This window comes from Streptomyces sp. CC208A, assembly GCF_030010625.1.
Taxonomy (GTDB): Bacteria; Actinomycetota; Actinomycetes; order Streptomycetales; family Streptomycetaceae; genus Streptomyces.
This window is the reverse complement of sequence record NZ_JASCXN010000060.1, coordinates 1-22,193: the sequence shown is the minus strand read 5'-3', so window position 1 is coordinate 22,193 and position 22,193 is coordinate 1. Positions and strand designations below refer to the sequence as shown.

24 protein-coding genes and 2 pseudogenes are annotated in these 22,193 nt (G+C 71.8%); 24 read left to right on the top strand and 2 right to left on the bottom strand.

The genetic code is table 11. From position 1 onward, the window contains the following. From QK442_RS34975 to QK442_RS34925, 11 genes and pseudogenes are all read left to right on the top strand, one after another. Nucleotides 1–379 (top strand): annotated as a pseudogene (locus tag QK442_RS34975) (hypothetical protein); the annotation flags it as partial. Next, nucleotides 376–2,175, top strand: coding sequence for a hypothetical protein (locus QK442_RS34970; RefSeq protein ID WP_282698160.1), 1,800 nt, complete (start codon nt 376–378; stop codon nt 2,173–2,175). The pseudogene QK442_RS34975 and the gene QK442_RS34970, both read left to right, overlap by 4 nt. Before the next feature lie 32 nt (nt 2,176–2,207). Further along, a complete protein-coding gene (locus tag QK442_RS34965) occupies nt 2,208–2,705 on the top strand; it encodes a hypothetical protein (RefSeq protein WP_282698159.1) in 498 nt (165 codons plus the stop codon). Between the two features lie 141 nt (nt 2,706–2,846). Continuing rightward, nucleotides 2,847–3,266, top strand: a complete 420-nt coding sequence (locus QK442_RS34960) for a hypothetical protein (protein WP_282698158.1) — start codon at nt 2,847–2,849, stop codon at nt 3,264–3,266. After that, nucleotides 3,263–4,090 carry a relaxase/mobilization nuclease gene (locus QK442_RS34955; protein ID WP_282698157.1) on the top strand — a complete coding sequence of 276 codons (828 nt, stop codon included), beginning with the start codon at nt 3,263–3,265 and terminating at the stop codon, nt 4,088–4,090. The genes QK442_RS34960 and QK442_RS34955 overlap by 4 nt, the downstream gene beginning before the upstream one ends. A gap of 12 nt (nt 4,091–4,102) precedes the next feature. After that, nucleotides 4,103–4,789, top strand: coding sequence for a hypothetical protein (locus QK442_RS34950; RefSeq protein WP_282698156.1), 687 nt, complete (start codon nt 4,103–4,105; stop codon nt 4,787–4,789). Between the two features lie 20 nt (nt 4,790–4,809). After that, nucleotides 4,810–5,550: a hypothetical protein gene (locus QK442_RS34945; RefSeq protein ID WP_282698155.1), complete on the top strand. Its 741-nt coding sequence runs from the start codon at nt 4,810–4,812 to the stop codon at nt 5,548–5,550. Further along, complete coding sequence (locus QK442_RS34940; RefSeq protein ID WP_282698154.1) at nt 5,547–5,939, top strand: hypothetical protein; 393 nt, start codon at nt 5,547–5,549, stop codon at nt 5,937–5,939. Before QK442_RS34945 ends, QK442_RS34940 begins: the two co-directional genes overlap by 4 nt. Nucleotides 5,940–6,234: 295 nt before the next feature. Then, complete coding sequence (locus tag QK442_RS34935; protein ID WP_282698153.1) at nt 6,235–6,639, top strand: hypothetical protein; 405 nt, start codon at nt 6,235–6,237, stop codon at nt 6,637–6,639. 159 nt (nt 6,640–6,798) lie between these two features. Beyond that, nucleotides 6,799–7,077, top strand: a complete 279-nt coding sequence (locus QK442_RS34930; protein ID WP_349239705.1) for a hypothetical protein — start codon at nt 6,799–6,801, stop codon at nt 7,075–7,077. Next, a complete protein-coding gene (locus QK442_RS34925) occupies nt 7,074–7,886 on the top strand; it encodes a DUF317 domain-containing protein (RefSeq protein WP_282698152.1) in 813 nt (270 codons plus the stop codon). Before QK442_RS34930 ends, QK442_RS34925 begins: the two co-directional genes overlap by 4 nt. A gap of 607 nt (nt 7,887–8,493) precedes the next feature. Here the strand turns inward: QK442_RS34925 and QK442_RS34920 are convergent. After that, complete coding sequence (locus QK442_RS34920) at nt 8,494–8,658, bottom strand: hypothetical protein (protein ID WP_282698151.1); 165 nt, start codon at nt 8,656–8,658, stop codon at nt 8,494–8,496. 191 nt (nt 8,659–8,849) lie between these two features. Here QK442_RS34920 and QK442_RS34915 point away from each other — a divergent pair, with 191 nt between their 5' ends. The 13 genes from QK442_RS34915 to QK442_RS34855 all read left to right on the top strand — a co-directional run bounded on the left by QK442_RS34915 (nt 8,850) and on the right by QK442_RS34855 (nt 21,718). Next, nucleotides 8,850–9,362 carry a hypothetical protein gene (locus tag QK442_RS34915; protein WP_282698150.1) on the top strand — a complete coding sequence of 171 codons (513 nt, stop codon included), beginning with the start codon at nt 8,850–8,852 and terminating at the stop codon, nt 9,360–9,362. Beyond that, the gene (locus tag QK442_RS34910) at nt 9,362–10,135 is read left to right on the top strand and encodes a DUF317 domain-containing protein (protein ID WP_282698149.1); all 774 of its coding nucleotides are present in this window, start codon (nt 9,362–9,364) and stop codon (nt 10,133–10,135) included. The genes QK442_RS34915 and QK442_RS34910 overlap by 1 nt, the downstream gene beginning before the upstream one ends. 5 nt (nt 10,136–10,140) lie before the next feature. Further along, a complete protein-coding gene (locus tag QK442_RS34905) occupies nt 10,141–10,884 on the top strand; it encodes a DUF317 domain-containing protein (RefSeq protein WP_282698163.1) in 744 nt (247 codons plus the stop codon). Nucleotides 10,885–10,934: 50 nt separating this feature from the next. Beyond that, nucleotides 10,935–12,725, top strand: coding sequence for a type IV secretory system conjugative DNA transfer family protein (locus QK442_RS34900; protein ID WP_282698162.1), 1,791 nt, complete (start codon nt 10,935–10,937; stop codon nt 12,723–12,725). Between the two features lie 27 nt (nt 12,726–12,752). Continuing rightward, nucleotides 12,753–13,319, top strand: coding sequence for a hypothetical protein (locus QK442_RS34895; RefSeq protein WP_282698148.1), 567 nt, complete (start codon nt 12,753–12,755; stop codon nt 13,317–13,319). Between the two features lie 139 nt (nt 13,320–13,458). Next, nucleotides 13,459–14,199 carry a hypothetical protein gene (locus QK442_RS34890; protein ID WP_282698147.1) on the top strand — a complete coding sequence of 247 codons (741 nt, stop codon included), beginning with the start codon at nt 13,459–13,461 and terminating at the stop codon, nt 14,197–14,199. 148 nt (nt 14,200–14,347) lie between these two features. Continuing rightward, entirely contained in the window at nt 14,348–15,037 is a 690-nt protein-coding gene (locus QK442_RS34885) for a DUF317 domain-containing protein (RefSeq protein ID WP_282698146.1), read from the top strand. A 279-nt stretch (nt 15,038–15,316) separates the two neighbouring features. Further along, nucleotides 15,317–16,327, top strand: coding sequence for a hypothetical protein (locus QK442_RS34880; RefSeq protein ID WP_282698145.1), 1,011 nt, complete (start codon nt 15,317–15,319; stop codon nt 16,325–16,327). 165 nt (nt 16,328–16,492) lie between these two features. Then, entirely contained in the window at nt 16,493–17,350 is an 858-nt protein-coding gene (locus QK442_RS34875; protein ID WP_282698161.1) for a hypothetical protein, read from the top strand. Beyond that, the gene (locus QK442_RS34870) at nt 17,347–18,624 is read left to right on the top strand and encodes a DNA cytosine methyltransferase (RefSeq protein ID WP_282698144.1); all 1,278 of its coding nucleotides are present in this window, start codon (nt 17,347–17,349) and stop codon (nt 18,622–18,624) included. The genes QK442_RS34875 and QK442_RS34870 overlap by 4 nt, the downstream gene beginning before the upstream one ends. Continuing rightward, nucleotides 18,624–19,751, top strand: a complete 1,128-nt coding sequence (locus QK442_RS34865; RefSeq protein ID WP_282698143.1) for a DnaB-like helicase N-terminal domain-containing protein — start codon at nt 18,624–18,626, stop codon at nt 19,749–19,751. Before QK442_RS34870 ends, QK442_RS34865 begins: the two co-directional genes overlap by 1 nt. A 17-nt stretch (nt 19,752–19,768) precedes the next feature. Beyond that, nucleotides 19,769–21,088 (top strand): DUF317 domain-containing protein, encoded by a 1,320-nt coding sequence (locus QK442_RS34860; protein ID WP_282698142.1) that lies wholly within the window; start codon nt 19,769–19,771, stop codon nt 21,086–21,088. Nucleotides 21,089–21,178: 90 nt separating this feature from the next. Continuing rightward, entirely contained in the window at nt 21,179–21,718 is a 540-nt protein-coding gene (locus tag QK442_RS34855; RefSeq protein ID WP_282698141.1) for a hypothetical protein, read from the top strand. A gap of 368 nt (nt 21,719–22,086) precedes the next feature. Here QK442_RS34855 and QK442_RS34850 read toward each other — a convergent pair. Continuing rightward, a pseudogene (locus QK442_RS34850) lies at nt 22,087–22,193 on the bottom strand (transporter); the annotation flags it as partial.

The following is a 22,193-nucleotide window of genomic DNA, read 5'->3' as shown; positions in this document are numbered from 1 at the left end:
GTCGTCCCGGTTCAGCGTGCAGATCCAGATCGGCACGGACTACGACCTCGCCCTGGCGCTGAGGATCGACGCCCGGGTGGTCCGGGTAGCCCGACACCTCTCCCGCCAGGTCGAACTCGGCGAGCTGGGCTGGGCCCCCCAACTGCGGGAACTGCTCAGCTACCAGAAGACCGAGGCCGTCCTCGGCACCAATGCCGCGCTCGCGAACCTGGTCGGCATCGCTCCTCTGGAGGATCGCGACGCCGTCGCCGCCGCCGTCATCAAGGCCGTCGGCGTTAAGGAGGTCCGCCCCCTCACCCTCGGCAAGCAGCTGTCCGCCTCGGCCGTCCGGCAGCCCCCGGGCAGCACCGGCTCCGCACACCGGGGCCGTTCGCGATGAGCGCCCACCACCACGTCCAGCCCCCCGCCACCACACCGGACGACGACGCCGACCTCGCGCGATGGGACGACGACGGCGCCCCACCCGCACGACCCCGCTCCTCCCCGGCCGCGTGGCTGCGCGTGGGAGCCGAACTCGGCGACCGGCTGGTCGCCCTCTCCGGCCGCCAGGACCTCCTCGTCACCTGCCGCCCCGGCACGCGCAGCGGCGCACCGGCCGCGTTCTTCCCCGCTCTGGGCGAGGTCGAGTTCGACGCCGGCCTGTTCGCCCCGCTCAAGCCCCACGAGATCCATCCGCGGATTGTGGGCGACGAGGAGCGGTATCCCGCCGCCTGGGGAGTGTTCGTCCACGAGGCCGCGCACGCGGCCCACTCCGTCTGGACGGCGCCTGCCGGAGCGAACCCCCGTGTCGTCGAGGCCGCGCTCCTGCTGGAGGAGAGCCGTGCCGAAGGCGCACACCTGACCAGGCGGCCCACGGACCGCACGTACCTGCGCACCAGTGCCCGGACCCTGGTCATGCCCGACATCGCCCACCCCACCCTTCAGGGCGTCGAGCACGCCGCCGCCGTGGCGGCCCTGATCCTCGGCCGGCGTGACGTCGGCATCCTGGACGCCGGCGAGACCCGGGCCGTCGCCGATCTGTGCGAAAAGGTGCTGGGCGCAGACCTGCTGGCCACGCTCACCCGTATCTGGACCGCAGCCCACCAGTGCGCCGACCACGATGCCACGACCATGCTCGCGCACGCTCAGGAATGGTGCGACGCTCTGGACATCGCGACCCCCGCCCTGCCCGTGCCGGAGGGCCTTCCCGATCTGCTGTCCGGCGCCGTGGGGGTGGTCATGGACAGCGCGGCAGCCACCGACGCCGCCGACCGCGCGGCACAGGACGCAGCGGCCAACGCCAAGGCCGCGCAGTCCAAGGCGCAGGCTCAGGACCGCGCCCAGCGGGCCGGACAGCGGCGCAAAGCCGCTGCCACCGCCAAGTCGGTCTTCAACGGCCGTGGCACCACCGTCGCCCCGGACGGCACACCGGCGCCCCGCAGCAACCCGGTCACCGGCACCCGCAGGCCCACCGCCGCCGAGCAGAGCGCCGCCGCCCGTCTGAGCCGTGCCCTACGAGCCGCCGCCTACCGCGAGCGGACCGAGGAGCGGACCACCAGCCCCACCCCGCCCGGCCGCCTCAACATGCGCGCGGCCCTCGCCCGCGACGCCCAGCGCGCGGCCGGGGCGACACCCACGGCGGAACCGTTCACCCACACCCGCCGCCGAAACTCCCCCACCCCACCGCTGCGCGTGGGTATCGCCGTCGACGTCTCCGGCTCCATGCGTGCCGCCTGCGCACCCGTCGCGTCCGCCGCCTGGATCGTGGCACGCGCAGCAGCCCTGACCGACCCCGACTCCCGTACCGCCACCATCGCCTACGACAGGCACCTGACCGCGCTGACCCGACCCACCCACCGAGCACCGGAGCGCGTGACGACGTTCGAGGCCACCGGCGGCGCCCACAATCTCGGCGACGCCATCGACGCGCTCGACCACGGCCTCGAACTCAGCCGCCCCGGCGCCGGCCGCCTCCTCGTGATCGTCACCGACGCCCAGTACCGCAGCGACGAAACCGCTCAAGCCGTCACCCGCATCAAGCAGCTCACGACCGCCGGCTGCGCCGTACTCCAGCTCACCCTCACCGCAAGGTCCCTCCACTTGCCGGGGACCACCTTGCTGCACCTGCCCCGGCCCTCCAGCGCTCCTGCCGCCATCGCCACGGCGGCCACAGACGCCATCCGCAGGACGCGCTGAGACGACACAGAAGACAGAAAGTAGGAACAACTATGGCAATCAAGACTTCCTGGACCGTCACCCACAGCTGCGGACACGAGATCACCCACAACCTCGCCGACCGCCCGGCGGACCGCCGGGCGGGGTTCGCACGCTGGCTCGCCGGGCGTGAGTGCACCGAGTGCTGGAAGGCCGCCCGCGACGCCGACACGGCCGCGAAGGAGCAGTGGCTCGCCGCACGGCGCGCGGAGGAGCAGGCGGCTGCCGCCCAGTGGGCCGAGCAGTTCGACATGCCGCCGCTGGAGGGGCCGGAGCGGGCCCTGGCGTGGGGCGAGCGCTCCCGGTTCCAGCTGGTCACCGCCGCGTACAGGGCCCTGGTCAGCGAGGGCACCTGGGACGAGGCGGACTGGGCCGTGCTGGAGGAGAAGATCCGCACGATCAGCCGCGCGGGCTGGTGGATCGATCAGCGTGACGCCGAAGGCACTGACCTTCCGGAACTGCTCGACGCCGCCACAAGTGACGACATCGGCACCGAGAACCCGCACCGCTGACCGTGGCTCCCACAAGACCGTCCCGGGAGCGAAGCCGCATATATATAGCGCACGTTCGCCGGTTAGCCTAACCGGCCAATTTCCAGACTATGGAGTCCTGACCCCAACGCAACCTGCGGCTTTCTGCGGAAGGACTTCGCCGTGCCCGAACCCACCCGTCCCCAGTTCGCACCCGCCGACACGATCACGGCCGACCGCGACATCACCCACGCCCACTTCGCCGCCGGCGACCAAGTCGTGGTGATCAAGGGCGTTGCCGACGGCGAGCTGTGGGGCGACGCGATGACCATCGTGGCCCCGTCCTGGCACACCCCGACCGACGAGGACGGCTGGCGGGTGCGCAACCCGCTCGGCGGCGCGCAGTCGTTCACCACCGCCCACCCCCGCTACCTCGTCCATCTCTCCAAGAGGTGCCCCGACTGCCTGATCTACCTGCGCGCCCTGGAGGACTACCTGCTCCCGAAGATCGTCGGCACGGAGCAGGTCGACCTCGGCTGGTACCGGGTGACCGACCGGGGTCAGCTCGTCCACGTCTCGGACACGAAGGCGGCCGGCCGGTGATCATCCGCATTCACGAGCGTGCCGCCGACGCCGGACTCGTGCTGGGCGACGACGTACTGGGCACCCCGCTCCCCTACGAGGAGAAGCTCGCTGGGGACACCATCGCGGCCTACTGGCCGGGGCTGGACGCGTTCACGGCCGCCGGCGAGCCCGGGTCGTGGACGGCGCTGGACTGGGCGGAGCATCTCAATGATCCGCTGTACGAGCATCCCTTCGCGGCGAGCCCCGCGGGCGACCGGCGGGCGGTGCTGCACCTGACCGTCCGTCTGGCGCCCGAAGACCGGCCGCTGACCGGGCAGGAGTGGTCCGAGGTCGCTCACCGCATCGCCCGCGCCGCCGGAATCGAGATCCCCGGCGACGCCCAGGACTGCCGGTGGGTCGCGCTCCAGGTGCGTCCCCACCGCCTCGACCTGATCGCCAGCCTCATCAGGCTCGACGGCGCCTGGCAGCAACAGCCCCCTGGCGTCCCCCGCCGCCTGGCCGCCGAAGCCCGCCAACTGGAGCACGACCTCAGCCTCCTCACTCCCGGCGCGCTCTCCACCCCGCCGTGCGGCATCACCCCCCTGTCCGACATCGCGGCCCCGCTGGCCGGCGCCCGCAGCATCGTCGAACTGCACGCCCAGCTCCTCGCCGGGCATCCGCAGGCTCATCGCCGTGAGGCCGGCCACCGTCTGGAGTGGCTGGCCCGCCGCCTGCTCGACCTCCAGCACGACATCACCACCACCGCCGACGAACTCCGACGACCGCCGACCGCACCCCCGCCGGCGCCGTGTCCACCGGCCCGGCCTTCGGCGGCACGAACGGGGTCACGGCGCCTCATGTAAGGACATCCCTGCTTGGCGCTCAGCGACCGCCACATCGAACTGCACCGCGATCCCCACTCCGGTGAAGTCCTCGCCCACGGAGGCGATCCGGAGGCGCACAGCATCCTGCAGCGCACCGGCTTCGTCCACATCCGCCGCTGGCACGAGCAGTACCACCGCGCCCCCACCGGCCTCGACCAGGCTGCCGAGAAGGCTCTCGCCGCCACCGCGGTCTCCGCGCTCCGGTCCGTCGGCTACTGGGTCGCCTGCGACGAGCCCTTCGACACCGACCGGCGCACCACCCACGATCTCCCCCTCGGCGCGCAGGTCGCCGCCCTCGCCGACGACCTCCGCCGTGCCACCAGCACGCAGGACGCAGCCGCCGTCCTGACTGAACTGACCGCCACCCACGACGGCGTGCTCGCCGCTCTCGGCCAAGTACTCGATGCGACGGCCGAGTTCCTCGACACCTTCGGCCAGGGTTCCGACCGGCACACCGCCGCCCTCCGTGGTCTGAACGGTCGCGAACTCACGATCGTCGCCACTCAGCTCCACCAGCTGCGCAACGAGCTCGCCGACCGGCACGAAGACCACCCCGCGCGCCGCCCCTGCCCGAGCGAAGTCGCGGACAACGAACGCGAAGCGTCCGTCCACTGCCCCTGCCCCATCCCCGCCCTGCCACCCCGGCCGGCCGGCTCCCCGCCGGCCCGGCGGCTGTGACCCACGCACCAAGGACCCTCTTGCACGACACCGACCCCAGCGACCTCGAATCCTTCGCTGTCATCCTCGCCGGCGAGCTGCCCGGCCGGTGGACCAGCCAGTACCACCCCGACCACGGTGGCACCGACTACGACCACCTCGCCTCCGCCGTGTGGGACATGGACCAGACCGCTCACACCATCGCCACCCACGGCGTGGCCCACTGCGCGATCCTCACCCGCACCGACGAAAACACCCGCCTGCTCGTCATCGACCACCTCGGCCAGCCCGAAGGGTTCCTCGTCGCCGCCCTGGCCCCCGACGATCTCCCTGAGGCCGCGTACACAGGGGTCCGAGAGCCCGACGGGCTCTCCCTCCCCGCCGACCCGTTCCACGCCGCCGAAGCCCTCGTCCTGCACCTGCTGCCCCGCTACGCCGACGCCCTGGCACACGTCCGCCGCAACGCCACCGCGCTCGCCTCTCCGCTGCCCGAGAGGATCGACCTCACCTGGTCGGATGACGACCTGACCACACCGGTCCCCGATTCCGCCCCGTTGGCCAAGCTGCTGACCGAGCACGGCTTCGTCCACGACAACGGGCAGGACCTCCTTGTCCTGCCCGGCGACGACACCGCCGCACAGGCACAGGCCGTGCGAGCCGTCGGCGCCCGCCTGGCGGAGATCCGCGTCGGCATCGGAATGCGGCATCCCGCCCCGCCGGCACCGGCCGCGCCCCGACCGCTCCCGGCCCGCACGACGGCTTCCGCCGCCCGCAGCCGATGAACCCCACCACCGGAGAGCCCGAGTTCCTCCTCCCCCACTACGTGACGATCACGCGCGACCCGCGCACCCAGCTCGTCCTCGCGGTCGGCGGCGACCAGCGAGCGGCCGGCATCCTGCAGACGACCGGCGGCTTCACCCGCCACCCGGGCCCCAGCACTTACTACCACCGCCTGCCGGTCACCATGCCCGTCGAGCAGCAGCGCCTCGGGACAACCACCGCCTCGTACGCGCTGCTGGCCGCCGGATACAGCACCTTCCTCGACCCCAGCCTCAACGTCCTCGCCACACAGGACGGAGACCGGGAAGCCGCCCACCGGCACCTGACGTACCTGGCGGAACTCGCCCGCAAGACCGGCGAAGGGCCGGTGCTCGCCGCCGTCCTCGCCTAGATCTCCGCACCCGAGACAGGAGTACTGCCCCGGCTGCGGGACGTGCTGGTCTCCGTCTGGACGTCCTGGGGCAACCAGGTGCCCGCAGAGCCCCGGGACGGGGGTTCGGTGGAACGCCTGATGGACGTCACCGACGTGCTGTCGAGGAAGACCCGGGAGATCGAAGAGCTGCGCACACACGCAGCACGCTCGCCCGCCTCAACCGCACCAGCCTCGCCTCCCCCGCGGGCCGCGGCCTCGAAGGGGCCCGCGCGCCGCCCGGGCCCGTAATCCCCCCTTCTTCCTGGAGAACCCTTTGACCCTCGCGGACGAGACCAACACGGACGTCGAGATCTACCGCAAGGCCGGCCACCCCGACCGGCTCCACATCATCACCAGAACCGGCGCCCCCGAGGAACTCCTCGCCCGGCTCGACAAGTCCGGTCTGGAACGGCGGCAGGAGGTGACCGACGGACCCGGCTACACCTGGCACGAGACCCCCGAGGGCCTGAACCAGAAGGCGCAACGCCAGCTCGTCACCCGCGCGATCCTCCCGCTCCTGATCGCGGGGTTCGACGTCAACATCGAGCCCGACGAGCTCGACGTCACCGCCTGGGCGCAGAGCATGCTCGCCCACCGCACCTCGCAGAAGCCGAACGCGGACCCCTCCCCGCCTCCGCCGCCCCCGTCCGCCGGCTCACCCCGCGCCCCCCGGCGCTGACCACACCCCGGCTCGCCCGGTCCGCTCCTCTCCTGGAGTCCTCCTCTGAACAAACAGCCTTCCCCCCGCACCTACGGCACCTATCAGGCCCGCAGCATCGCCGCCCGGCTCGACCACCTCAACGAGTACCTGACCCAGCCAGGCTCGCCCCCCGACACCGTGGCCGTCCTGGCGGACGTCTTCGACCCCGAGCGCGGCGCTCTGGCCGCCTTCACCAACCTGGCCGCCACCGCCAGCCGCTTCGCCCAGCAGCAGGCCACGCAGGGACTGCTGCCGCCGGAGGTCTGGCTGGCCCTGGGCCGCGCCGCCAACGAGCTGCACGACATCGGCCTCGACCTCGACGAGCACCTCGACACCCTCGCCGAAGCCCGCACCCCGTCCGCCACAACCGTCAAGCCGCCGGCGCCGGTCCCGCTCGTCGTACGGAGGCACCGGTGAGCCGCCGGCACCACCCCACCTGGGGTACCGGCGAGCAGGCCGAGCAGCACTACCTCGTCGAGCCCCGGCACCTGGCCGGCGGCGGCGACATCCGGCACGTGACCGAGTTCCTGCGCGCCTCCGGCTGGACCGACCGCTCCGTCACGGGCGGACCGCTCATCTTCGACCGCGCCGACCACCTGGTGCGTGTCGCCTACGACCCCGCCGGGCAGCCGGGCGGCTGGCACATCCAGGGCCAGCCCACCGCGACCGAGCCCGGCTGGCAGGTCACCTTCACCCGGCAGACCCCGGTGGAGATCGTCGCCGGATTCACCGACGCCCTCACCCGCGACCGCTCCGCCCACGCCCCTAATCCCTGGGCCCCGCTCCAGCAGCAGCGCTGGGAGACCGAACGCGACCAGCACTTCACCGCCGTCAGCCCCGACCGGAACACCTGGCTGCAGTTCCACCAAAGCGGCCCCGGTCAGGCCCACTGGTGGGCCGGCGCCCGCACCGAGCACGGCAGAACCTGGGACGCCGTGTTCTCGGCCACGACCCCGATGCACCTCGTCGAGAACTTCTCCGCGGCCCTCTCTGACCCGCAGCCGGTGATGCGGCCCCGCGGCCACGTCCCGCCCTCGAAGTGGATCCAGGTCACTTCCGTGTCCGTACGGCCTTCCGAGGTCAGCTCCTGGCAGCAGGCCCGGATCACCGCCGCCCGGGCCGCCACCTGGGGCCGCAGCTCCTGGGCCGCCGCCCGGACCCGCACCCGCAAGCCCGCTCCCGCCCGCGCGTACGCGACGAGCAGCGGATCCCGTACCCGACGATAGAACCCACCGGAAAGAGCAGCGTCTTCGTGATCGACTCGCGTCAGCGGGATGCCTTCGCCAACGACTACCTGGGCAAGCTCGGCTCGCCGGTCTCTCCCCGCTACCTCGCCGGCCCCGGCGACCCCCGGCACATCACCCACGCACTGTGCGCCGCAGGTTGGACGGTGCACTCCGATCCACTGCACCCGGTCATCCACATGAAGAGCCCCGGCCAAGAGCACGACCTCATCTTCAAGCCGTCTCCTCACCACTTCCACGGCTGGTGGAAGGTGAACAGCAACCTCGGCCCGGGCCACTGGTACGCCTCGTTCAGCGGCGACGCCCCGGTGGAGATCATCGCCGGACTCACCGACGCCCTCGTGCGCCCCGCCCCGGACAACGCCTCCGGTGACATGACGAGCATCCTCGCGGCGCGGGGCTGGACGCACACGGCCGACGCCGACGGTGGCCACAAGGTCGTGTCGCCCGACCGCACCACCGTGGCCGAGAGGCGTGTTTCACCCTCCATGGGCCTGTGTGGATGGGAGATCGAAGCCGCCCGGAATTCGGGCCCATACGGCCCCGAGGGCTTCCTGTGGCGAGCATCCCTCGATCCCCGAGCCCCGGATCATGTGCTGAGCGCGGTCGCCACCGCTCTCTCCGACCCGGCTCCCACGCTGCGGCCCCGCTTCAGATCGACGATGGGCTCCATCTTCACGTGGGCCAGGAAGTCGAAATCGGCACCCGCATCGTCACCGAACATCGCAAGCGCCTCGCCGAAGCCCGCCAGCACCGGCCCGCGCCTCCCTCACTCACCACCCGCACGGGCCCAGTCGCGCTGCCCGGCTTCCCCGTCCGCCGCCGCTGACCCGCACCCGCACCCGCACCCGCCTCGAAGGAATCACCCTGCCCCCGCTCCCCTATCGCGCCGACCAGCACGCCGCCGCCCTCCAGGCGCTGGCGACATTCCTGGTCCAGAGCGAGATGATCCTCGCCTCCTGGGACTCCTACTCCGACGAACACACCGACACCGACGGCTGGCCGTACGACGACGATTCGTACGGCTGGCGCAAGGTCCAGAGGGACGCGCAGACCTGGCGGGCCTTCGAGCCCGTCCGCCGCTCGGCGCGCTACCTGCTCGCCACGGCCCGGTTCCAGCTTCAGCACATCGCCGCGGGCGACGTCGAGCCCCGCTGGCCGTGGCAGCTGAGCGAGCTGGCCACGGCCCTCGACCGCCTGGAGGCCCTGCGTACCGAGTGGGCCAAGGCCCGCGAGGCCCGGCGCACCTCCCGGCCGGCCCACGCGGAGTTCATCGACGCGCTGGCCGAGCGGAACGCCGAGGCGTGGAGCGATCTGGACACCTGGGCCATCCACGGTCGCGCCATTCTGGGCCTGCACGCCGTCGCCCTCAAGGCGCCGGCGCCGGGGCTGGCTCCCAGCGCCGGCGCGGACCTCAACCGGCAGCCCGTCACGAGCAGGTCGGCGGTGAGGCGCTGATGCCCAGGCCCGAGCTGGTCGACCAGGCGCTGGTGTCGCCCGTCTACCTCGCCGGCCCCGGCGACTCCGCCTGGATCACCGTGCCTCTGACCACGGCGTCCGGCTGGACGGCGCTGAACCAGCCCCTCGTCCCGCACGTCGTACTGACCGGCCCCCTCTCCAAGAGCCAGCTCCGCCTGGAGCCGGTCCTGGAGGGCCCGTGGTGGCATGTGTCGGACCGCGACGGCCGCACCGGGACGAACTGGCAGGCGTCCTTCGACGGGTCCACGCCCGTCGAGCTGATCGCCGCCGTCACCGACGCCCTGACCCACCCCGGCTACCCCCTGCGGCAGCCGGTCGACCCCTACGAGCCCCTGCGGCAGGCAGGCTGGACCACCGACCCCGGCCGGGGGGCCTTCCTTTCCCCAGAGGGACACGTCCGCGGCAGCCGGAACTCCCGCGGCGGCAGCCGCTCCTGGCAGATCACCGCCAGACTCGACGAGGACGACCCCCTGTGGCACGCCTTCCTGTCAGCAGGCACACCCACCGTCATCCTGGCCTCGCTCTTCAAGACCCTCGCCTCCCCGGAACCGGCACGGCGCTCCGCCGAGCAGATAAAGGGCTTCCCGCGCCGCGGGATCACCCTGGAGTGGGAGCGGTGGCCGGCCGAGCACGTCGCCCGGGCCCTGCCCGAGCGGGTCGAGCAGCTCGCCACCCGGCGCGCGGCCACCTCGCCACCGCCGTCTCCAGCCGGTGGAGAAGGTCTCGCCCCGGCAGGGCGGAGGCTTCGGTGACCGACATGATCGACCAGGCGCTCGTCGCGCCCCGCTACCTCGCCGGCCCCGGCGATCCGGCCTGGGTGACCGTCCCCCTGCACCAGGCGTCCGGGTGGAGTCACGGACACGAGCCGCTGCTGCCCCGGGTCGTCCTTTCCAGCCCCGACCAGCAGACGCTCCTGCGCCTCGAACCCGTCCCCGGCGACCAGTGGTGGCGCATCACCCACAACGGGGGTTCACCTGCGACCAGTTGGTACGCGTCCTTCGGCTCCCGCACCCCGGTGGAGCTGATCGCCGCGGTCACCGACGCCCTGACCGACCCCGTCCGCACCGAGCGGGCCATGGCCGACCTCCTGCTTCCCCTGCGCCGCCGGGGGTGGCAGACGGCACCGGACGGGGACTTCCGCTCGCCGGACGGAGTCGTCGAAGGCGAGCGGCTCACCCTCTCCGGCTCGGCCTCCTGGTTCATCACCGCCGGGCGGAAGGAGGATGTGCCGGTCTGGGCTGTCCGCTTCGACGGCCGTACTCCCACCCGCATCGTGGCCGCCTTCATCAAGGCGCTCGCCGATCCGGCACCGCTTCGGCGGACCCACGAACAGACCCTCGGCCTCAGCCGGCACCGACTCGACCTGCAGTGGCAGCAGGTGCCGGCCGAAAGCCTCGCCTCCGCCCTGCCCGACCGCGTCGCTCGCCTGGCCGCCCGCCGGCACAGCGCTCCCCCGCCCGCGACAGGCCCGGCCCCGCAGACGCGGCGCCGCCCCCGCTGACCGTCCCGCCGCCCCGGCGCCATCGCCCAAGGAACCACCGCCCCTTGCCCATGCCCAGCTCCCCTTCGTCCGGCTCCGACGGCTACGACATAGCCCTGAAGATCCTCCTCGCCGCCGTCGCCGTCGGCCTTCCCGCCGCCTCCATCGCCTGGCTGTGCGGCAACATCTCCGCCTGGACGGCAGGCGGCCCCTGGGTGCCCTACCGGCCGGCCGACGCCCTCCTCCACCCCGAACAGCTCTGGCCCACAGCAGGAGAAACGTCCCTGCTCGTCGCCACCCGTATCGCCCCTGCCCTACTGACGCTGGCCCTCGCCGCCGGCGCGGGCGCCCTGTGGCTCCGTTACAAGAACCGGGCCGCCGGCAGGAAGAAGACCGTCGACGGAATGGCGACGGCCCGCGACATCCAGCCGCTGCTCGCCCAGGCCGTCGAGGCCAAGGCCCGCTCCCTGCGGCCGAGCCTGAAGCACGCCAAGCACATCGAACCCCGCGACGCCGGCATCCTCGTCGGCAACCTCGCCGGGACCCGCCACGAGGTCCGCATGGGCTTCGAAGACGTGGCCGTCGCGATCATGGCCCCGCGCTCCGGCAAGACCACCAGCCTCGCGATCCCCTCGATCCTCGCCGCGCCCGGACCGGTCCTGCTCACCTCCAACAAGGCGGCGGGCGACGCCTACACCGCGACGTACGACGCGCGCGCCGCGGTGGGCCGGGTGTGGTCAATGGACCCGCAGCAGATCGCCCACGCCGCCCGCGAGATGTGGTGGAACCCCCTCGACGGCGCGAAGACCCTCGACGGTGCCAACCGGCTGGCCTCGCATTTCCTCGCCGCGAGCGTGGACGCGAGCCAGCAGGGCGACTTCTGGTCCAAGGCCGGCAGCAACATCCTCAGCCAGTTGTTCCTCGCCGCCGCGCTGGACGAGCGACCGATCACCGACGTGATGCAGTGGCTCGCCTTCCCCGCCGACCGGCGCCCGCTCGACATCCTGCGCGACCACAAGTTCACCGCGGTCGCCTCCCAGTTGAAGGGCACGGTGGAGGGGCCGCCTGAGACCCGGGACGGCATCTACGAGACTGCCCGCCAGTACGCCTCCGCCCTGCTCAACGCCGAGATCGCCGCGTGGGTCACCCCTCAGAAGGACGTCCCCGAGTTCAGGCCGGCTGCCTTCGTGACTTCCCACGACAGCCTGTTCCTGCTGTCGAAGGACGGCGGCGGCGGCGCAAGCGCGCTGATCGCGGCGTGCGCCGACAGCGTGATGCGGGCCGCAACCGCCCAGGCCGAACGCGCCGGCGGACGGCTCGACCCGCCGATGCTCGCGATCCTCGACGAGGCCGCCAACGTGTGCAAGATCAGCGACCTTCCTGATCTGTACTCCCACCTCGGGTCCCGCGGGATCATCCCGATCACCATCCTGCAGTCCTACCGCCAGGGCCAGAAAGTCTGGGGCGACGCCGGCATGGACGCCATGTGGAGCGCGGCCACCGTGAAAATCATCGGCTCCGGTATCGACGATCCGGATTTCGCGGACAAGCTCTCGCGGATGGTCGGCGACCACGACGTCGAGACCGTCTCCACCTCACACTCCGAGTCCGGGAAGTCGACCTCGGTGTCCATGCGGCAGGAGCGCATCCTGCCGGCCGACGCGATCCGCGCCCTGCCCAAGGGCAGCGCGTTGTGCCTGGCCACCGGTATGAGGGTCGCGATGTTGACCTTGCGCCCCTGGTACGCCGAGCCCGGCGCCGACGAACTCGCCGCCGCCTCCGCCCGCGCCTCGAAGGCCATCACCGCCCGCGCCGTCGCCAAACAGCATCCCGCCCAGAGCGACTTCGACCAGGCCGCGTAGCCATTTCCACCCCTGCCGCGGAGACCAGTGAAGACCATCGACCTCGCCGAGCAGACCCGGCTCCTCGGGCTCGTACCGGGCGAACTAGAAGACCTGCACGCCGAGATCGACGGCGTGCGGGACGGCGACATCACCCGGCCCGTCCGGGAGATCGCTCCCATCGCCGCACGTATCCACCATCTGTCCATCAGGTGCCTGCAACAGCTCGACACCCTCTCGACCAGTCAGTACGCCGTCATGAAGCAGGGGCCCGAGGCTCTTGCCCGTCTCTCAGAGGCCGCTCTGCGGATCTCCGTCGCTGCCTCCCTGTGCACGTACGGCATCACCGGGCGCACCGACGCCCTCCTCTACGAGGACGGCGACCGGACGGCAGGCACCAGCCGCGGCTACCTGTCCGAGGCGGTCGAGGAACTCTCCCGCGCTGCCAGCGCGTACCGCGGGCTCGCCCAGCACCTCTCACGACGGCTGGCCTCCGCCGCCGCCCGGGCCAAGGACCAGCCCCTCATCGACCGGGCCACCGCCGAGCCCGCGCTGATGGCCGCGAAGGTGCCGACCGCCCCCGCAGTTCCGACAGCCCGTACCCGGCGCTCGTAACGCCCTTCCCCACCGGCCAGGTCCGCGGCCTGCCGCCGAACTCACCCACCGACCCCAGGGAACACCATTGGACTCCTCCCACAGCTCGGTCCCGAGCCCCGAAGACCTCGCCTCTCTCACCAAGCTTCTGCTGGTCAGCATGGACAGACTCGACGAGCCCCGGCGTCAGCGCGGCTCCGCGACCGAGCGGCTCGCGGACACGGTCCGAGCCGCCGGCTGGATACACCAGACCTCGTTCCTGGCCGGCAGGCGCCTGGCCCAGACCGCGCTGAGCGACGCCCCCACCACCATGGACGGACTCCACGCCGTCGCTCTTCTGCGCCGCCTCGCGGAGGCGACCACCCATGCCTCCGGACACGTAGCGAACACCATCTCCGCCCTCGCACACGGCGACATCGCAGCGTCCGAGGACCTGCTCGTGCAGGCGAAGGCCGCGCTGGCGAGAACCCCTGTAGCCGTTCAGGACGTCGGCGCCGCTCTTCTGCGTCACGACGGCGTCCTCTACGCCCAGGAACGTGCGGCCCGCGACCAGACCATGACGGGCAGCACGGCCGTCAAGGTGAGCGAGGCCCAGCGCAAGGGCCTCGCGGTCTTCGCCCGCGGCGACGCGGTCGTCCGCACCTCACACTCGGGCATCCGGGAGGTCGCCACGCCACTGGGTGCTCATCTGCGGGCCACGACCATCGATGCGCTCGTCGACAAGAAGCTGGTCGACCTCACTCCGCTGCAGGGCACGACCGAACGGTACGGCGCGCGGCTCACCGCCAGCGGCGTCCGGACCCTGCTGGAGGCCCGCCCCGTTCCGTCCCTCCCCACCGCCGTCCCGGCCTCCATCGCGGCACGCACGGGCGCCCCCCGACCGACAGGCGCACGGCGCTAGCCCGGCCCGGCGCCTGCCTCTCCCCGAAAGGAGCACTCCGCCATGGAGTTCCCCAACCCTCTGCTGGACCTCCGATGCCCATGCAGGCCGATGTCTCCGTCAAGCGCAGCAGGTAGCCGTGCAGAGTAGAGCCACGGACCGCTTCCTGGTGTCACCTCGACATCTGGCCGGCACGGGTGACCGGCTCGCGGATGTCCTCGGGCCCCTGATCCACCTGTTCGGATGGGAGCACACTCACGATCCGGCGTCCGGCCACGTCAGCATGGACAGCCCAGGGCACGACCTGCTGCTGGACTTCTCCCCGTCCAGCCCCAACGGGACATGGTGGACGATCCAGCACCCCGACCCGCTCTGGAGGATCACCGCCACCCATCTCACCCCGCTCGAACCCCTGGCCGCGATCACCCAGGCCCTGCCCCAGCTCTTGGGCGACACACGCCATGCGGACCGGATCCCCCTCACCCGCCACTCGGTCGCCGAGATCGCCGACCTGAGCGGATGGACCACGAGCGGGACCTCGTTCACCTCCCCAGACGGGCACTGCACCCTGCGCTACGAACAGGGCGCCTCCTGGCAGATCGAGCACTCCGTGTACGACGGCTTCGGCACCCACTGGTCCGTCCGGGCCGAAGGCGATCTTCCCGAGCAGCTCGCCGCCCAGTTCCTCTCCTTCCTCGCCACGCCAGACCCGGTCGAGCGCGCCTTCGACGACATCCCGTACCTCGCCCGCAGCCAGGCCCGGCTGACGCCACTCGACGGCAAATCCCCCCTGGGCCCACACGTCGTGCACGCCCTCGGCGCTCTGGTCGAACCTTCCGGAAGGGGGCGACGCCGATGACAGGCTCCACTGACACCGCCGCCCCGACATCGCTCGCGGTCCACGTCCTCGCCGGCCACTTCACCCGCCACCCTCCGGTCACTCCATTCCCGCGGCCTGACCGAGTACCTGCCCTTCCCCGGTCATCGGGCACCCAGCGCGTCGCCCTCTCCCCGAGAGGCCGCCGTGCTCTCGCCGCCATCTTCGGCACGCCCTCCAGCGCCGTCCTGAGCACTCGCCCAGCGGCATCGCCTTCGAAACCCTCCGCCCCCTCTCAAGGCCCCAGTTGAAAGAAACCGCATGACCGAACCCTCCAGCGAAGCCTCCGGATCCGTCGCCCGGACGCCCCCGTCGGACGATGACTCAGGACGACACCTGGCCTGGCCGAAGGACCGGCGCCGCGACCGCTACCTGTGGGAGCTGGCCCGCGGGCCGATCACCGCGTTCGGCGAGTCCAAGCCCCTGGCCTCGTGGTCCAAAGACCCCCGCTGCGCGGTCAGCCGCGAAGCGCTGCGGACCCGCCTCGCCCTGGGATGGTCGCCCGAGGACGCCATCACCCGCCAGCGCCACGACAAACCTGCCCTCGAACACACCTACCAGGGAAGGACCTTGACTCTGCGCGGCTGGGCCGACCAGTCCGGCATCAAGTACCACACGCTCTACAACCGGATCACGAAGTTCGGCATGCCCTTCGAAGAGGCTCTGCTCAAGGGAGCCGACGGCCCCGACTTCACCATGCACGTCACGGCCTTCGGGGAGACAAAGCCGCTCTGCCACTGGGGTGTCGACCCACGGGCCGCCTGCAGCACCAGCACCCTCCGGCTGCGCCTCATCCAGGGATGGGACCCCGAGCAGGCGATCACCGAGGAGCCACAGAACCGCTCGACCCTGGGCACCGGCACTCCCCACCGGGCCTACGGACTGAGCATGGGACTGGAGGACTGGGCCCGGTACACCAAGATCCCCGCCGACAACCTGCGCTACGTCATGACCCGGCACGAACTGCCGCTCGAATCTGCACTCCACGCTCTGGGCTGGAGCCCCCACACACAGCCCACCGTGGTGCACGACCTGATCACCATCACCACCGACCAGCTCCGTCCGGGCGACCGCGTGCTCGGCGTCACGAGCAACGCCTCGCACACCCCGGTCATCACGGTACGAAGGCCCCTCGCCTCCCGGCCCCCGCAGCCCAGTGGCCGCGCCCCAGCACCCCCAGTACGGACAGCTCCCCCGGCGGCTGGCCCCTCCGCCGCCAGCCCCGCACCGGCCCCGTCTCCCGCTGCCCCCCACGCGGCGAAGCGCCGCTGACGCCACCGCGGCAGCCGGCCCCGTCCCCTCCTCTTCCTCGCCGAGCCCGCTCCCCCCTCCAGGAGCCGTTTTCCGGCCCATCCCCCTCATCCAAGGATTTTCCAAATTTCCACCTCTCCCCAGTTCCGTGCCCTTTCTCTTGGCGCCGGCGTCCAGTCCAGCGCCCTGCTCGCCCTGACCGCAGAAGGAATTCTGCCGAAAGTCGATTACGCGATCTTCGCCGATACCGGATGGGAGCCCCGGAGCGTCTACACGCACCTTGACCGTCTCGAACGGGAAATCGCCGAACCGGCCGGAATACCCATCCTCCGGGTCTCCTCCGGGAACATCCGCAACGATGCCCTGGACCCCGATCACCGTTTCGCTTCGATGCCCCTCTACATTCTCAACGCGGACGGCCGACCTGGGATGACCCGGCGCCAGTGCAGCGGGGAATATAAGGTCAAGCCCATCAAGAAGAAGGTCCGCGAGCTCCTTGGATACCCGTATCCGACGCGAGTCCCTAAGGGTGTTTTCGTCGAGCAGTGGATCGGCATATCCACCGACGAATTTCACCGCGCCAAGGACGCCGATGTGAAGTACATGCGCAATCGGCATCCGTTGATCGACATGGACTGGTCGCGTTCCGACTGCGTCCGCTATCTCACCTCCCTCGGGCTCGCGGACACCCCGAAATCGAGCTGTCTGGGCTGTCCTTTCCACGGAAATGCCCAGTGGCGGCAAATTCGTGACACCTCGCCCGGCGAATGGGCGGATGTCGTGGAGTTCGACGCCGCGATCAGGAAGGGCAACGCCCGTGCCAACGCCACCGGCAACGCCTTGCTGGGCCAGGCGTTCCTGCACCGGTCGCGTGTCCCCCTTGGCGAGGCCCCGATCGACCATGTCACCAGGGCCGAGCGTGCCGCCCTCGACGCCGCGGCCGAAGCCGAGGCCGACGCGGCCGAGCTGGGCGTGGTGAACGGCTGCTCCCCCTGGAGCTGCCGCGGCGATGTCGAGCAGGACGACTTCGGGCTCGCGTCGTGATCCCGCCGAAGGGTCTTGTCCTTGATCTTTTTGCTGGTCCTGGTGGTTGGAGCGCGCCTCTGCACCGGGTGGGGATCCGGGACATCGGGCTGGAGTGGGACGAGTGGGCGTGCCGGACGCGGGCGGCGGCCGGTCTGCTGACGATCCGCACCGACGTGGCGATGTACCCGGCGTGGATCTTCGCCGGCCGGGTCCGGGGGTTCATCGCCTCGCCCCCGTGCCAGGCATGGTCGAGGGCGGGCAAGCGGCTCGGCCTCCTCGACCAGGACCTCGTCCACCAGGCGGTCGCCGACCTCGCCGCCGGCCTTGACACCCGCGAGAAGCTCCTGTCCGCCTGCCGTGACCCCCGTTCCCTGCTCGCCGCCGAACCCATGCGCTACCTCCACGCCCTGCACGCCGCCGGCGAGCCGGAGTGGATCGCGATGGAAGAGGTCCCCGACGTCCTGCCGCTGTGGAAGCAGTACGCGCAGATCCTGCGCGGCTGGGGGTTCTCCGTGTGGTGCGGCATCCTCAACGCGGCCGACTACGGCGTCCCGCAGACCCGCAGGCGGGCGATCCTGATCGCGTCCCGTGTCCGGACCGCCGAGCCCCCGCCGCCGACCCACGCCGAAGTCGCTGAACCTGAGAGCCTGTTCGGGCCGGGCCGGGCCCGCTGGGTGTCGATGGCCGAGGCCCTGGGCTGGGGGGCGACCGACCGGCCCGTGCCGACCGTCTGCGCCGGCGGCGGGCCCGGCGGCGGCCCCGAACCCTTCCCCTCCGGCGCCCGCAAGACCCTCGTCGCCGCCCGGGCGCGCGGAACCTGGACGGCCCCGCCGGCGGTCGGGGACATCGTCCTCAAGCCCCAGACCCGCGGGTCGGGCTGGACCGCCCGGCACGGCGCCCGCGGCGACAGCCCCACCACCGGCCCCGCCCCCACCTGCACCAGCAAGACCGGGCACTGGACGTGGTCCCTGCGCAGCAACAACCAGGCCAACGCCACCGTCCGGGCGCTCTCGGAGCCGGCCGGGACGCTGTTCTTCGGGCACCGCGCCAACGAATGCACTTGGGTCGCCCAGGCGGGGGCCGAGGACGTACCGGCGCCGGCGCCGATCCGGATCACCGCCACCGAAGCCGGAATCCTGCAGAGCTTCCCTGCCGACTACCCCTGGCAGGGCACCAAGGGCGCCCAGTTCGCGCAGATCGGCAACGCGGTCCCCCCGCGGCTCGCGGCGCACCTGCTCGCCCCGCACCTCGACCGCACCCTCACCCCCGACGACTTCACCCTGGCCGCCTGATGTCCCACAGCCCCGATCCCGACGAGGACGACCTCAGCACGATCCCGGCGCCGCGCCCGGTGTTCCACGCCGAACAGGCCCTCCTCGGCGCGCTCCTCTTCGACCCACGCCTCCTCGGCGACGTGACCGGCATCTCCGCCGACTCCTGGAGCACCGCCCCGCACGCCGCCCTGTTCGCCGCGATCAGCACCCTGCCGCCGCCCGACCCCGACGAACACAGGAAGACCACCGCGTGGCTCAACCAGGTGCTCGCCGCGGCCCGGAAGGAGGCGCGCGGCCTGAGCGCCTCCTACCTGCACACCCTCATCCAGGTCTGTCCCTGGCCCCGGCACGCGGCGGCCTACGCGCGGATGGTCGAGGCCGAGCACGCCCGCCGCCGCCTCCAGGCCGCCGCCGACCTCCTCGTCCAGACAGTCCGCGACCCCTCCCTCCCCGACCCCGTCCAGACGGTCCTCGCCCGGGCCGACGCGCTCGCCGCCGTGGTGGACGACATCGCCACACGCTTCCCGCCCCGCTCCGGCGTGCTCCCCCGCACGCCGTCGGCCCCGCCGGCCACCGTGCCCGATCACGCCGAAGCAGCGGAGGAAGAGCAGTTGCTGCTCGCCACCGCCACCGCCCACCCCGCCGACATCGAGTCCGTACGGTGGCTGCTGGCCGAGGACTTCACCCAGCCCCTGCACGCCGGCCTGTGGCAGTGCCTCACCGCGCTCGCCCGGCGGCACGAGCCCGTCGACCCCGTCACCGTCCTGTGGGAAGCCCAGCAGCGCGGCCTGCTGCTGCAGGACGGAAGCGAGCCGGGCGACGTGCTCCGTCTCCTCGCCGAGCCCGTCGGCTCCGTCGGGCACTGGGGCCAGCGCGTCCTGACCCGCTCGCTCCTGGCCACCACCGACCAGACCGGCCGACGCATCAAGGCATACACCGGCGACCCGGCGAACACGCCCTTCCAGCTCGTCGCCGGCGCCCGCCGGGTCCTCGCCGACATCGGCGCCATCCGCACCCGCTGGCAGCACGCCACCCGCCCTCCCCTCACCCAGCCGGCCCGCGCCGCACGTGCCGGCCCCGCGGGCCGCCGTGCCCCCGCCGTCTCGCCGCCGGCACGCCCCGTCGCCGCCGGCCGGACCCACTGACCCCGCGAAGGACTCCGATGCCGTACGCCCCCGCAGACGCCCACGTCCGCTTCTCCCTCCACCCCGACCACCACCCCGCCGTCATCGCCACCACGACGGGCCCCACGGCCGACGCCGCCCGCTCCCACCTCCACGACGCCGGCTTCCGCAGCACCAGCCCGACGACCATGGTCCTGGCCCGCGTCGACCGCGAAGAGCCCCACTACGCCGTCAAGACGGCCGAACGGCTCCGGCAGCTCGGGTTCACCACCGAGATCGAGCCCGCCCTCCAGGAGGAGATCGACACCGAGTGGACCTGGGCGAACTACCCGATGCCCTGGTGCACGCGCGAGGAGATCCGCGAGGTCGGCGCCGAGGCCCAGCGCATCCACGACGACATCGCCGAAGGCCGTCTCGTCGTCCACCTGCACGCCCACGACGGCCACGCGACCGTCGCCGTCGGCTCCTATGCCACAGGCGTCCGACGCCACGTCCACCTCCACGGCGAGAACCACCTCCGGCAGAAGACCGGCATCGCGTTCGACACCGAGGCGGAGGCCGTATCCGAGTTCCACCGGCTCTACTCCGTAGCCGTCCGCCCCGGCCCTGCCCCGCTCACCGACCTCGAACAGTCCATCCGTCAACTCCTCGCGGGCGAGATACCGTCCGCCGTTGAGGAGACCTTCGCTCCCGCGGCCGAGCCTCCGGTCGCAGAGCCTGGCGATCACGAAGCTTTCCTCGCCGCCCTCTTCGACGAGGAGCGCCAGTGGGAGAGGTACCGCCCCTTCGACGAGACGACCATCGCCTTCCACGAATCCCTCGCCCTGCGAGCCCAGTTCGATCACGAGGCCCGGCACCGCACCGACGTCGCCTGGACCATCGCGGAGTACGACGGCCCCGTCGGCGAGCGGCTCTGGCACGCCACCGTCACCGCCGGCACCCCCGTCCCCCTCGTCCACACGATGCTCCAATACCTCGACGCCCCGCCCTTCACGATCGCCGGCGACCTGGACGGCGTCCTCCACGGCGCCGCCTGGCGCCCGGCGAGCCACCCCGCCCGCACCACCTGGGCGGCACCAGACGGGACCGTCGTCTTCGAGTCCACCCCGCACGCCGTGGAAGACCGATGGACGCTGTACGGCGGGGAAGACCTCGGCCGGGCTGCGTGGACCATCCGTCTCTCCGCCGGCGTTCCCCACGATCTCCTGGCCCAGCTCGCCAGCACCGCCGCCGACCTGATTCCGTCACCCACACAGCCGAGCCCCAGGCCGCTCCCGGCACCCGGCTCCGCCTCGCAGTCGGCTGCCCAGCTCCCTCTTCCGGCGGCCGTACCTCAGGCACGGCCGCCGCGCAGGTAACAGTCTCAGGCCCGGCAAACGGATCCGAGGCAGAACAGCCGGTCACGGCTGCACGTCCAAGACCTCAAACCATCACAGAATGAGCCATCCATGATCAGCTGGGGAGACAACATCGTGGTCACCGAACCCGCCCCCGCCCTCGCAGGCCCGGCCCGCTACCTCGCACCGAAGCTCATCGACGAGGAACTCGACGAGATCTCCTTCCTCCTCACAGCCATCGGTATCTTCCTCATCGCCTTCGTGGGCGGCGGCACCGCGGGCGAGCTGGCCGCGTTCTTCCTCGGCGAAGGGGCCCGGGCACCGGTCTGGGTCGCCTTCGACCTGACCGTCGCCATCTGCGTTGCCGCTTCCTATCACCTCGTCGCCCGACACGGGCTGCGCTTCCCGGACAGCCAGCGGTCCCAGAGAACCATGGCCGCGGTGGGCAACCTCGCCTTCACCTGCCTGCCCGAGGACCTGCGCCCCGAGGCTGCCGAGCACCTGCGCGTGATGAATGCGGCTGGCCGCCTGCTCCTGGTCGCCCCCGACGATCAGGAAGCCCGAGCGGTCCTGAAGGAGGAGTCCGGGCATCTGCGGGACCAGGCAACCGCGTTCGAAGCCGTGCTCGCCCAGCACACACAAGGGCGCTGACCTCATCAAGGCTGAGAGAAATGGCTAGAAATCCAGCCCGGTGTGGGGCGAGAGAAGGTACCCCGGCCCTCCGAGCAGTCCGCGACCCCGTCAGCAGTCGGCGCCCTTCGGGCACAGGACGATCCCGAGCACAGCCTCGCACGCCGTCCGCGTACGCCGGTTGAGCTCGGCCATGCAGTCCTCGGGGTAGATGGCGGCGGTCACGCGCGTGGCGAAAGGTAGCCGAGAATCCCCGGTTAGCCTAACCGGGGATTCTCACGATGATGGGTGTTCCACCGCCACTTCCTGCCGCCCTTCGAAAGGTCCTTAAACGACAGAGAAGCCGAAAAACTCCACCGCCGGCGGCCAGACCGTAATCGCACCCGCTTTCACGCTGTCGCGTAGCTGGCACGGAAGAGGTCCTGGGCGCGCTCCAGTTCCTTCTCGCTTCGCAGGCGAACTTCCAAGTCGCCTGTTCCGTGGTGGCCCACGCCTG